The following is a 12,265-nucleotide window of genomic DNA, read 5'->3' on the forward strand; positions in this document are numbered from 1 at the left end:
TAGATTCATTCCTATTTGATCTCATAAACGCTCGACAGGTAGCGTAAATATTCTGCATCTTCACACATGCTCTTCCCTGGCTCATCAGAAATTTTAGCCACCGGCTTGCCGTTTACTGCAACCAGTTTGATCACCATATCAAGAGACGGAATACCAACATCATTGGTGAGGTTGGTGCCGATACCAAAGGATATGCGCGCTTTCCCCTTGAAATAAGCATAGATTTCAAGCATCGTCGGGAAATCCAAGCCATCACTGAATACCAGCGTTTTGGTCAGTGGGTCGATACCCATCTGTTGATACATGGAGATGGCTTTTTCTCCCCATTCATACGGGGAACCACTATCATGCCGCAGACCATCATAGAGCTTGATGAAGTAGGGATCAGAAAAATCGCGGATAAAAGCATCCATCGAGTAACAATCCGTCAGCGCAATGCCCAAACGCCCCCGATATTCACGCACCCAGCCTTCAAGGGCCGCTTTCTGCGCATCGGCCAGACGAGTTATCGCCTGCCAACTCTGGAACCATTCGTGCGCCATCGTGCCGATAGGCATCATCCCTAAAGTACGGGCAAAATGGAGATTGCTGGTTCCTGAAAAACATTTCGGCAGCTCTTGCTGTAATCGTAGCAACACCTGTTTCTGCCAGTTCTTACTGGCACGCCGTCGGGTACCGAAGTCAGCAAAGGAGAACCCGGACGTGTCCCCTTGCCGCTTTAATAGATCAATTTTCTCTGTCAGATTCTGTTGTGCGGTGGCCAACTCAAAGCCACCACAGTGCTTAAAAGTATGGAGTTCACTGATTATGGCAAGGGCATAAATTTCAAACAGGGTGACATGAATCAGTGGTCCACGAAAACGGAGCTCAATGTCATCTCCAGCGGGACGGAGTTCCACAAAGCGCATATCGAGACGGAAAATCCGTAAAAACTCAATCAGATCAACTTTAATAAAGGGGAAAGTTGCCAAATATTTCAGTTCGTCGTCAGTGAAAGAGAGATCACAGAGATGTTCCAGCTGACGCATGATTTCTGGAATCAAATCGGCAAGGTTATAACCTTTCAAATCTCGACATGCAAACTTCCACTCGACATCTACAGTACGAAATTCAGAGGCATGGTAAAAAGCCTGTAACATAGTGATCTTATACAGATCAGTATCCAGCAGACTGTCGATTAACAGATCGTTCTGAGCAGCCGAACTCATAACAAAACCAGATCATGACTGGAATTGACAAATTCAGCCCCTGCCTGACGTAATTCTTCCAAGCCTTGCTCACTGGTCGCAGTGGCAACGCCACGACAAGCAGCTCGGTTAAGAATCACCCGGAACCCGGCTTGCAAAAGTTGTAACCCTGTGGTCTTGACACAGTAGTCTGTCGCCAGCCCGCCCAGCAACAGGGTGTTAATTCCCTGTGTCTGCAGCCACTCAATCGCTCCGGTGCTGATCCTCTCTTGCAGGTCCTGAAAACAAGCGCCGTAGGGGTGCATCAAAGGGTCTTTACCTTTTTCAACGACCAGATCATAAACAGCCTCATCAGGAAGGCCAGGAATCAGCCGGTTCCCTTCCGTTCCCACGACACAGTGGGGAGGCCACTTGATATCCAGATTCGGATAGTCCCCCGCAACCGGTTGCATCACTTCAGCCGCTGAGTGCGCCACCCACGGAGCTTCGAGCGGGTGACAATCCTTACTCACCAGACGCAAGCGGGCAAATCGGGCTTGAGCATTCAGTTCATCCGCGATTTCATCACCTTGGGCAACCGGCAACTCAGCGGGACATAAGGGTGTAAATCCACGTTGTGGATCGACATCAAAACTCGCAGTCTTATCCTTATCGACCTCAATCATAATCTTCTCACTCAGGATATCCCTCTATTTTCAGAGCTTATGTTGTGTATCTGACGAAAGTACCTGTAAACTTTGAGAGCGTTGTAAAATCGTAAATCGGTAGTCCAAAGTAGCGCTGATTTGCTTGGTATAAATAGACCTAAAAACACCGTCAGCTATTTCAGGGAAAAAAGCATCTCCATCCGGTGCAATGTCGAGTTCTGTCAGATAAATCCGTTCTGCCATCACCAATGTCTGCTGATAAATCTCAGCTCCACCACAAATAAAGAGCTCCTCAGCTGATTTTGCAAGCTGCAGAGCGGCTGCTATTGTGGTCGCCACATCACAACCCGACACATTATAATCTGGGTCACGGCTTAAAATAATCGTTTGCCGTCCCGGTAGCGGTTGACCAATGGATTCAAACGTCCGCCGTCCCATGAGTAAAGTCTGCCCCATGGTTAATCTCTTGAAGCGCTGCAGGTCATCGGGAAGATGCCAAGGGAGCTGCCCGCCCTTGCCAATCACCCGGTTTTTCCCCATGGCAACAATAATGGAGATCAACAACAGCCCACCCCTGTCGCTGAGAGGTCTGTTTTTGTACGCCGCATCAGGTAACGGTCAAAAATAGAAGGGGGCAGCACCTTGACCAGACGAGCCAGCAGAAACACGACGAGCAGTGAAAACAGTAAGCGCCCCCATAAGGCCCCAGAGATATGCGCCCCCAGCACCATCAATAGCAGGGTATCTTCAAAAATACTGTGGCAGAGCCCCATAAGGGCGACCGAAGAGAATATATCACGCGGACTTAGGTGTCCCGATTGTGCTTCTTGGATAATCAGTCCACCACCGTAACTCAAACCAAGGGTCATGCCGATAATGGTAATCGGGGCCGCTTCACGCCCCATTCCCAACACTGTCAATACCGGTTCCAGCAGGCGCGTCATCAGATCACTGATTCCGAGCAATTTCAACACCCGTAAAAATGTCATCAAGGCCAGAATTATGATAAAAATCATCACCATGTTACGCAATTCTGCAATCGCCCAGGCACTCCAGTTGGGCGCCACTAACTCAGGATTCCAGAGGGCATGATTAGCTTGCTGCAAAGTTCCACTCAACTGATAAGTCAGATGCAGAATCCAGCCCAGCAACAGCGCACCACCGATACGGATCACCGCCATCACCCGGAATCGGGTTCCCGCTTTTTGCGCGATCCGCAATTCAACCGGCAAGCCGTGAGCGACCAGAATCATACTCCCCAGAACTGTCACCTGGGCGACAGTGAGTTCCAATCCCGGAGCCACCGAGGCAAAGACCACCATACCACCATATATACTGGTGACCATAGCGGTGGCCCAGACCAATCCAAGTTGTCCAGGCAACCCGACCAACTCCATCACCGGTCCCAGCAACACCCCCAGTTGATCAACAATTCCCCATTGCTGAAGAAATCGGGTCACAATGCTGATAGGGACAATAATTTTGAATAATTCTCCACTGGCATGCAACGCCGCGAAGAACAGTTCAACCAGCGATTTTTTGAATTGGCTGAAATTACCGGTAAAAGACATGATGAATCATCCTTCAACCCGCGACTGCTTAACTGTCATGGCCTCGATTTCAAGCTTGAAAACAGCTGTTGCTTGAATCATTTCATCAGGATAATTGAAAGCTGCATCGCTGTATTGTGCCATAAACAGATCCAGCGCATGACGCTTCTCTGCAAAACTTTCAAACAGAGTGATCTGACCATGTCCAACCACAGATTGAAACCTGACCGTCCAGTCACAAGCTCTGTCTCCAGTAATCAGTCCTAGGTCAAGGACTATGGTGAATGCTGACTGGCCATGTTTTCTGATCAGATCAATTTTACGCCCTTCCCGAGCGGCGTGGAAGTAGAGCGATCCTTCATGATAGCTATAGTTCAAGGTCACCTGATACGGAACCGGTTCAGCAGAAAAAGCCAGTTGACAAGTTCTTCCTGTGCGTAAAATTTTTTCAATGGTGTCCTGATCAATCACTGCTTTATCGCTACGGCGCATAAACCATCTCCAACGACATCATAAGAGGTGAATATGATATAAACCTGTTTAATATCTGAAACTACCTAAAAACACCTGCAAAAGACAAGAAAAAGCCCATCCTGTTTTTGTAGATGGGCTGTTTCTATGTGTTGATGCTGTCTTGTCAGGATCAATCTATTAACTGATGATTTAGAAACGGATCATCACCCCGGCAAAAGGCCCAGAAAATTGCGTTTCCACATAGATATCATCTTCGTCGATTTGCAAATCAAAATAGCGGTATCCAGCATAGATTCCAACCATTGGCACCGGTGAAAACTCCAGCTGCGCTTCGGCATCAAGAAAGTGATTATCATCAAATTCCATGTAACCGACCCGTCCGATCACCCCGAAGTAATCCGCCAGTGCAATCCGAGTACGTACGCCAAGGGTCGGGATTGGCACCGTGCCTGACTCCGACTCCGGTTCAGAAAAGCTTTCAGCGTCAAACATGACATCGACATCAGCAACCTTAACCGCCAACTCCAACCCCAATTGGAAGCGGGTGGGGAGATCGTCAAAGTTAAGCAGATAATACGTGTAACCAATATCATAGAGATCAATATTCAGATCTGACTTTGCCGTATCATTCACACTGAAGGAGACACCGTTAAATTCACCAGCGACGGTCAAGGTTCCCGTGCCAGAAAAACTGATCGGAAGATAATTGAATGAGAGCTGAGAGTCTCCCCATTTCAAGGCAACTTCGGCGGTGATATCTTCACTGTCCTCCAGATCCAGATCTCTTTCCAAATCCAGTTGAGTTCCGACACCATTGACATTCCCGGCGATCGACCCTTCCGGGCTCAGCAGTTGATATCCCCCCTTTAAAGAGAGAAATTCATCAGCAAAGGTCGTTGTAGACAACAGCAGAAAAATGGCACACCAAGGTAAAACTTTCCATTTATTGAACATGATCATCTCCTTTGGATTTTTGTTTGATCCCTGCGGAAGAGTAACAAACATTAAATTGAAAGTCAGTATTTCTATTCAGCTCGCAACTTTCAATCCTGTTATGATAAGAAGAACCATTGACGCGGGAGACAGATATGAGCGAAAGCATGCAAAAAATTCTCGTTATCGAAGACGATAAGAATACTGCCACCCTCGTTGCCACCTATCTACAGAAAGAGGGTTATGCCACCCTGATTGAGAATGATGGGGTGACAGGACTGCAGGTTGCCAGAAAGGATAATCCCGCTCTGGTCATCCTTGATCTGATGTTACCGGGGATTGATGGACTGGAAATTTGCCGTCATCTCCGCAACGAATCAAATATCCCGATCTTGATGTTGACCGCTCGTGAAGAGGAGATTGATCGGGTGCTGGGATTTTCACTCGGTGCCGATGATTACGTCGTCAAACCTTTCAGTCCGAGAGAACTCGTTAAAAGGGTCAAAGCCATTCTAAGGCGGACTCATCCGCCTACACCGGCGCCCAAGGTACTGCAATGGCAGCAATTACTATTGGATCCAGAGAAACACAAAGTCAGCTTGGGAAAAAAAATCATCAATCTGACCACCTCGGAATATAAACTTCTCTACACCCTGATGGCGTCACCGGGCCGGGTCTTCAGTCGGGCAGAATTATTGAAAAACCTTTATCAACAAGAAGAGGCAGTGATTGAACGGGTCATTGATGTCCATATCAATAAGTTACGGCAAAAAATTGAAGCCGATCCCGGTAATCCTACCTACATAGAAACCGTTCGTGGCTTTGGCTACTGTTTCGCTGATACAGGTTCTCAATAATGAAAAGATACCTGCTCTGGAAACTGTTGTTAAATATTGTTCCGGTCATCATCGTGACAATTCTGGTGGTCTGGCTCGCCATCGATAATTTAGCCGCGACCTACTTCATGAATCTGATGGAGAATTACGCTATTGAACCGCATGACAGCAACCGCATGTTTATTGAGGCCGTCCATCGCTACCTCCTCTGGGCCGCCCTGGTTGCCATGGTTCTGGCATTATTACTCAGTTATCTGATGACCAAGCGGGTCCTACGCCCTCTGTTACAGATGACTCAAATCTCCAAAGAGCTGGCCTCAGGTCATTTTGCCAATCGGGTAGAAGTTGTCTCCCGCGATGAGGTTGGTCAGCTGGGCTCTGCCTTTAACCAGATGGCCAATAGCCTTGAACAACTGGAACAGTTACGCAAGAATATGGTCACAGACGTCGCCCATGAACTAAGAACGCCGCTGACAAACTTACGTGGCTATCTTGAAGCTCTGAGCGACGCGGTTGTACCACCATCCATTGAAACGTTTCGCATGCTGGAAAATGAAATTCTGCGCCTGGTCAACCTTGTCGATGACTTGCAACAGCTCTCTAAAGCTGAATCGGCTCAGGCCTTTTTGAAACGGCAGAAGCTACAAGTTGACATTCTGATGACACAACTGCTGTCACTGTTTGAATTGCGACTCAAGGGCCAACAAATCGCCGTCCAAGTCAACCTAGAACCCCGAGACATACGCATCGCTGCCGATCCCGATAAACTATTACAAGCGCTGCGAAATCTGGTGGAAAATGCACTGCGCTATGCCCCCAAAGCAGGAACCATCATCATTGCCGCTCACCGCATCCAGGATATGGTCGAGATTTCTATCAGCAATACGGGAACCGGGATCGCAGCCGCTGACCTGCCATACATCTTTGAACGTTTCTTCCGTGTCGATCGATCCCGCTCCCGTGATCACGGCGGTGCAGGTATCGGACTCGCAATCGTGAAGCAGCTCGTTGAAGCCCATGGCGGGAAAGTCGGGGCAGAAAGCAAAAATGGATTGACCAAAATATGGTTACAGCTCCCCGCTTAGAGTTGCCTGCGCCGTTGCCATTTCTTTAAGATCTTGGACGTCTTAAACCACAGAAGTGATCGTCTTCTCAGCATTTTCAATTGCAGCGGCCCTTGCTTCGGCACCTGAACCAATTTTTTCAGCACGGATGAAAGTCAAATCCTGCAAGCCCATAAAAGCGAAGAGGGCCCGTAGGTAGGGTTCCTGAAAATCTCGCGACTGGGCTGGACCTGCAGAATAGAAACCTCCCCTTGACTCAATCACAATAACCCGTTTATCCGCCAATAAACCTTGCGGACCTGAAGCTGTGTACTGAAATGTCACTCCGGGACGCAACACATAGTCAAACCATGAACGTAACCCTGTGGGGATACTGAAGTTATACATCGGTGAACCAACAACCAAGACGTCTGCCGCCTGCAGCTCTGCAACCAGTTCGTCAGAACGGGCCCGGGCGGCATCTTCGGCTTCTGATTCCGGGACTCCGCGGATGCCAGCGACGGTTGCGGTATCAAGATGGGGTATGGGATCACAACCAAGGTCGTGTTCAATGATTTGCGCTCCGGGATTTTTGACCAGCAGTGCGGCAACAGTTTTAGCAACAAGAACTCTTGAGACAGAGTTCTCCGCTAAGACACTACTATTAAAAACAAGAATATTTTTCATAAGATCTCCATTATCCTATTTTTAAACAACAAGGAAATAAACACTAACGTTGTCAACGCGCAACACACAAGATAAAGTACAATAACACTATGTCGTTCAAATAAGAGTGTCTGGGCAAGAAAAATATCTCAAAAAACAAAAATGACCCTCAGCAACGACTGCATCATGACTGAATGGGGATCTCTTATGCAGAAAATCTATCTTGCGGGCCCAGATGTCTTCGAGCCCGATGCGATCCGTGTTGGAGAAAAACTAAAACAACTCGTCGCTGAATATGGCTTTTGTGGCTTGTTTCCTCTCGATAACGTTATTTCAACTCAAGGGAGCCCTCAGGCTATTGCCAGAGCTATCCGTGCGGCTAATATAAACCTTATCCAATCTGCTGATATTGTAATGGCGAATTTGAACCCTTTCCGCGGGATAGAACCTGATTCCGGGACAGTTTTTGAAGTGGGCTTTGCGACAGCACTAGGAAAAGAGGTGTACTGTTACGCCGCCGATTGCCGTGAGATGATCACCAGAATCAGAGAGAAACAACGTCTGGATGCCACCGCAACACGCTGTCAGGATGGCAAAATTATTGAAGATTTTAAACTCTCGCACAATCTCATGATGATTGATCAGGTGGTAGCGGTTGATGCCGCTTCATGCCTGGCTTATATAAAAAAACAACATCAAACTGATTGAACTGGGGAAAATCCAATTCCGAAGATATCATTCTTTGTTTATTCCTCAAGAAACGTAGTCTAAATCAGGTATTCCCAGTCTCCTCGACTAGATTCTAATTTTAAAAACCTCCCCTGATATCATCCTGCTTCACACTTCTTAACAATCTGTACATATTCATGCAATAGAGACATGGCAGATATATATTTGCTTGGGATAAACCTCACTAAGCACACACAATAGAGAAGCCCAGACCATTGAGTTCAGAACTCAGTGGTCTTTAACTAACGGTATCATTTTGATACGGTGTCGATCATTTGATTAAGGAAGGTAACATCATGAAAAAGAATCTGGCCAAAGCATTAATTGTCGTAACAATGTTCTTCTTTGCAGGCTCAGCACTTGCTGAACTCGCAGCCATCGGTCCGAATGATAAACCGATCCAGGTCGTGTTGGCGCGCAAATGTGTAAAGAATGTCATGATGGCCAATTTTTTGGCGATTAAAGAAAAGTTGAAGGCTGGAACGACTGATGGCATAACCCTCAATGCCCACTCTATTGCCTCTTTGGCGGTATCGATGCCACCGCTATATGAGAATACTTATGCAGAAGTCTATCCCATCGAGGGCTCAGAGTTTAAATATATTGGCGGTTCAATGTCCGGATATGTCCAAGCGAGCCAGGACACCTTTTCTCAAGCTATGGCATTGGCTGAATTTTCACAGAGCAACGATATTGCAGCTACGCAAGCACAGGCTGACAAACTTCTTGCATCCTGTAAGGGTTGCCATGCTACTTACAGGAGTAAGATTTAAGTCACTGTCCTTACAGAGACATCCTTGTGACTTACCTCCTAAAAGGCCACTCTGAATGTTGATGTAACGCAATCGGCTCTGATTCCAAAGCCGCTGCTTGAAATAGCAGCGGCTTTGGTTTCTCTGCTCGTCGGAAGTCGGCAGATTCTCTCCCCGATCCAGAGAGAAAAGGCCTTCAGTCAAAATCGTCACAGACATGGTTTTTAGAAGGGTCGAAGCTGTCATTCATCCCCTCAATCGCCCCTTCTGGAACAAACCCTTGTGCCATCTCGCCACACTTTTGCATTTTTATCAGGGTTGGATTTTTCATCGTTTTTTTACCAAACTTGATCGCTTCTTTCTGTGCTTGATCTCTTTTTCCCTGCTGACAAAGAGATTGGAGCATGGCTTCCATTTCCTCTGCTTCTTGCTCAAATATTCTCAGTTCCTCTTGATCAACCGTTGCCATACATTGCTGCATCTCCTGCAATGCCTCCATCATCTTTCCCATATCGGGTTGGTCCTGCGCAGCAGCAACAACTGGAAACAACAAAAACAACAGAATAACGATACTTTTCATGATTTTTTATACTCCTTATAAATTGATGTAGATTTCGGGGACATCTTATCTATTTCTAAAAATGCCATGATATCATCTTAATTTCTATATTTGAGATCAAAATAACCGCTAGTTGTTGTCCTCCCCTCCGCGCATAAAATAACGGTACACAGGAATAAGAGAAAGGAAGTTTCGACACCCATTCCCGGGTAACACCGCCAGAATGGAACCACTGCTTTGAAACCAAGTACGGAAAATGTTTGCGGGTTTTAGAAGTCATGACACGAGGCATAATTGTCAACAATCTAATCTTATTTTTTTCTTGCAAAGAATAATTTGCATTATATATGATGTTTAAAGGCTAAAAAAAGCTATTGCCTATTAATATTGTTAACAATAAAGAGGTTTTGATTTCATAATGAAACAAAGTGGTCGCACGACTCTGACACCAGGGATTGTTGAACAATTAAGTTTGGATATCGCCGAAGGCCATATTGAGCCGGGACAAAAACTCAGTGAAGCGATGCTAGCGAAGAGGTTCGGAACAAGCCGTGGACCAATTCGTGAGGGTTTGCGGCGCCTAGAAGAACGTGGACTGGTTAGTTTTCATCCAAATATTGGTGCACGCGTTGCCACATACAGTGTCAAAGACTACATCCATCTGTTTCAAGCTCGAGAAGCAATGGAAGGGATGACGGCTAAATTAGCGGCAGAGTCAATGTCTCTGGATGACAAAACCATCTTACGTACTGTTTTTCACGAACACGAAAAACAACTCATGAATCAACCAGACAGTCCTTATGATCAAGACCCTGGTGATTGGGACTTTCACTACCTGATCGCCAAACGCTGTGGAAATCCAATTTTATCCAGTCTTTTATGCGATGAATTATATCAGCGCATACGGCTGTGCCGAAAACAACATTGCAATACTCCTGGAAGGGGGGTTCGCGCCCTCAAAGAACATCGACGCATCCTGGAAGCAATAGAAGAGAACGACGGAGAGTTGGCGGAACTGATGATGCGAAGGCATATTGCAGCGGCACGAAAGGTTCTAGAGTCTTTCTTATTGGCAAACCCAACGACCATCAAATAAAAATAGGCGCAGCTATAAACAATCACAAAACTCACTAAAGTAAAGAGGTAATTATGAATTGGCTTGAAGGTAACAATGCAATAGAAGTACTCCCAGGAGAACGGCTTGATCAACTTCTCCAACGTGATGGTATTTTAAAGATTCCCGGCGCCCACAATGCTCTTGCAGGGCTATTAGCCCGTGAAGCTGGATTTGAAGCTTTGTATCTTTCAGGAGGAGCTATTTCTGCGAGCATGGGACTTGCGGATCTAGGAATCATGACCATTGAAGAGCTCTGCGGATTCGTTAAGACCATTGCCCGAGCAACCAACCTGCCCATTATTGTCGACGGTGACACTGGATATGGTGAAGCGCTTAACGTCATGCGCCTCGTTCGAGAATTAGAAACATCAGGGGCGGCAGCAGTCCACATTGAGGACCAGGTTTTACCGAAAAAGTGCGGCCACTTAAGTGATAAATGTCTCATTCCGGCAGAAGCCATGGCTGAAAAGATCGCTGCCGCTGTCAAGGCCAGAACGCACTTGAAAATCATCGCTCGAACGGACTCCTTTGCTTCAGAAGGGCTGGAAGGTCTAATCAATCGATCAAAACGCTATCTCGATGCCGGAGCCGATGCAATTTTTCCAGAAGCATTAACGTCTATCGAAGAGTTCCAAACTGTTGCGAACGCGCTGGACTGCCCGCTTCTGGCAAACATGACAGAATTTGGACAAACTCCCTACCTTACTGCTGATGAATTTGAGCAGCTGGGATACAAAATGCTCATCTGGCCCGTGTCATCACTGCGAATTGCCGCCGGTGCTATGGAAACCTTCTACAATCAACTTTTCGAAAATGGCACAGCAAAACCACAACTCGAAAAGATGCTGACACGTAAACGCCTCTATCAGGTTCTTGACTATGAGGGGTATGAAGCACTTGACAGCGCCATCCTCAAAAGCAGTTACAAGTAACGTTGACAATTCTCTTTACCGATCTTACAGCAACATATTGAACCAACGCCCTCCAACTGATGATCTTTATGCTGTAGCAGTCGCAATTTTCTCTGCTACAGCATAAGCGTTGGAAATCATCGTTTATCATCGGTAAATATATGTATGCATCGGAGTTGTAGGTTGGAGAAAATCCGACCAAGACGGTCAGATCAAGTTTTCGGGGTTACACTTTCGGCGTATTTTGGATGGCAGAGCTTTTTTCTGCAACCATCAGGTCCGCAGCGTTGCGATCAGACGTTGAGGTTTCAGTAACAAATCGAGAGCTGCTCGAATGTCGGGCACCAGGATATCTGCAGCTAGAACCGCCGCCATTGAAGCTCCTTCTGTTTGAGCAATAACCATACTCAATTTTGCAGCTTTCAACATCAACTGATCGTTGCGGCCATTCCCGACTGCAACGGCAGTTTCAGCACCAAGAGTGTTAATATAGTCCAGTTTCTCTTTCGCTTGAGCCGTTGTAGAGATCACCGCCAATTCACAGGGAATCGCGGTCACTTCCTGCTCAACACTGCCGAATGTATCTGCGGTAATAAGATGAATTTTGAGCTTTTCGGCCAGTTGCAGTAACCGCTCCTGAACCCCCGGAATCAACAAACCATCACAGGCAAGGGTCCCATTAAAATCAAGCACCAGATCATTGAACTTCAACTCCCCGCAACCGGGGACAGTAATTTGCAACATCGACTTGTTCCTCCCGCAGCCTGAGCCCCATGAGATACAGTGGCGAATAGAGTCACTCCCCGAAAGATCCAAAGGCTAAACCACGGCGACAGCAGAGATCCACTAAAGCCGTTTTTC

At 46.8% G+C, this 12,265-nt stretch carries 15 protein-coding genes; 6 read left to right on the forward strand and 9 right to left on the reverse strand.

Going from position 1 to position 12,265, the window contains the following annotated elements:
* Positions 1-11: 11 nt before the first annotated feature.
* From pncB to BLU87_RS16135, 6 genes are all read right to left on the reverse strand, one after another.
* A complete protein-coding gene (pncB, locus tag BLU87_RS16110; protein WP_175498435.1) occupies positions 12-1,208 on the reverse strand; it encodes a nicotinate phosphoribosyltransferase in 1,197 nt (398 codons plus the stop codon).
* Complete coding sequence (locus tag BLU87_RS16115) at positions 1,205-1,852, reverse strand: isochorismatase family protein (protein ID WP_092350725.1); 648 nt, start codon at positions 1,850-1,852, stop codon at positions 1,205-1,207. The genes pncB and BLU87_RS16115 overlap by 4 nt, the downstream gene beginning before the upstream one ends.
* A gap of 30 nt (positions 1,853-1,882) precedes the next feature.
* Positions 1,883-2,398, reverse strand: coding sequence for a dihydrofolate reductase (locus tag BLU87_RS16120; RefSeq protein ID WP_092350727.1), 516 nt, complete (start codon positions 2,396-2,398; stop codon positions 1,883-1,885).
* Entirely contained in the window at positions 2,392-3,405 is a 1,014-nt protein-coding gene (locus tag BLU87_RS16125) for a nucleoside recognition domain-containing protein (protein WP_092350729.1), read from the reverse strand. The genes BLU87_RS16120 and BLU87_RS16125 overlap by 7 nt, the downstream gene beginning before the upstream one ends.
* A gap of 6 nt (positions 3,406-3,411) precedes the next feature.
* Complete coding sequence (locus tag BLU87_RS16130; protein WP_092350731.1) at positions 3,412-3,876, reverse strand: pyridoxamine 5'-phosphate oxidase family protein; 465 nt, start codon at positions 3,874-3,876, stop codon at positions 3,412-3,414.
* Positions 3,877-4,047: 171 nt separating this feature from the next.
* Positions 4,048-4,812 (reverse strand): porin family protein, encoded by a 765-nt coding sequence (locus BLU87_RS16135; protein WP_092350733.1) that lies wholly within the window; start codon positions 4,810-4,812, stop codon positions 4,048-4,050.
* Between the two features lie 134 nt (positions 4,813-4,946).
* Here BLU87_RS16135 and BLU87_RS16140 point away from each other — a divergent pair, with 134 nt between their 5' ends.
* Both BLU87_RS16140 and BLU87_RS16145 read left to right on the forward strand, forming a co-directional pair.
* Positions 4,947-5,648: a response regulator transcription factor gene (locus BLU87_RS16140; RefSeq protein ID WP_092350735.1), complete on the forward strand. Its 702-nt coding sequence runs from the start codon at positions 4,947-4,949 to the stop codon at positions 5,646-5,648.
* A complete protein-coding gene (locus BLU87_RS16145) occupies positions 5,648-6,712 on the forward strand; it encodes a sensor histidine kinase (protein ID WP_092350737.1) in 1,065 nt (354 codons plus the stop codon). Before BLU87_RS16140 ends, BLU87_RS16145 begins: the two co-directional genes overlap by 1 nt.
* Before the next feature lie 42 nt (positions 6,713-6,754).
* Here the strand turns inward: BLU87_RS16145 and BLU87_RS16150 are convergent, their stop codons facing one another.
* Positions 6,755-7,357: an FMN-dependent NADH-azoreductase gene (locus BLU87_RS16150; RefSeq protein ID WP_092350739.1), complete on the reverse strand. Its 603-nt coding sequence runs from the start codon at positions 7,355-7,357 to the stop codon at positions 6,755-6,757.
* Between the two features lie 186 nt (positions 7,358-7,543).
* Here BLU87_RS16150 and BLU87_RS16155 point away from each other — a divergent pair, with 186 nt between their 5' ends.
* Together BLU87_RS16155 and BLU87_RS16160 are read left to right on the forward strand one after the other, a co-directional pair.
* A complete protein-coding gene (locus BLU87_RS16155) occupies positions 7,544-8,044 on the forward strand; it encodes a nucleoside 2-deoxyribosyltransferase (protein ID WP_092350741.1) in 501 nt (166 codons plus the stop codon).
* A gap of 317 nt (positions 8,045-8,361) precedes the next feature.
* Positions 8,362-8,838 (forward strand): cytochrome c, encoded by a 477-nt coding sequence (locus BLU87_RS16160; RefSeq protein WP_092350743.1) that lies wholly within the window; start codon positions 8,362-8,364, stop codon positions 8,836-8,838.
* 175 nt (positions 8,839-9,013) lie between these two features.
* Here the strand turns inward: BLU87_RS16160 and BLU87_RS16165 are convergent, their stop codons facing one another.
* Positions 9,014-9,397 carry a hypothetical protein gene (locus BLU87_RS16165; protein ID WP_092350745.1) on the reverse strand — a complete coding sequence of 128 codons (384 nt, stop codon included), beginning with the start codon at positions 9,395-9,397 and terminating at the stop codon, positions 9,014-9,016.
* Positions 9,398-9,794: 397 nt separating this feature from the next.
* Between BLU87_RS16165 and BLU87_RS16170 the strand changes: the two genes are divergently transcribed.
* The gene (locus tag BLU87_RS16170) at positions 9,795-10,472 is read left to right on the forward strand and encodes a GntR family transcriptional regulator (protein ID WP_092350747.1); all 678 of its coding nucleotides are present in this window, start codon (positions 9,795-9,797) and stop codon (positions 10,470-10,472) included.
* 53 nt (positions 10,473-10,525) lie between these two features.
* A complete protein-coding gene (prpB, locus tag BLU87_RS16175; RefSeq protein ID WP_092350749.1) occupies positions 10,526-11,425 on the forward strand; it encodes a methylisocitrate lyase in 900 nt (299 codons plus the stop codon).
* 252 nt (positions 11,426-11,677) lie between these two features.
* Here the strand turns inward: prpB and BLU87_RS16180 are convergent, their stop codons facing one another.
* The gene (locus tag BLU87_RS16180; RefSeq protein WP_092350751.1) at positions 11,678-12,148 is read right to left on the reverse strand and encodes an HAD family hydrolase; all 471 of its coding nucleotides are present in this window, start codon (positions 12,146-12,148) and stop codon (positions 11,678-11,680) included.
* Positions 12,149-12,265 lie beyond the last annotated feature (117 nt).

Source organism: Desulfuromusa kysingii (assembly GCF_900107645.1).
Classification (GTDB): domain Bacteria; phylum Desulfobacterota; class Desulfuromonadia; order Desulfuromonadales; family Geopsychrobacteraceae; genus Desulfuromusa; species Desulfuromusa kysingii.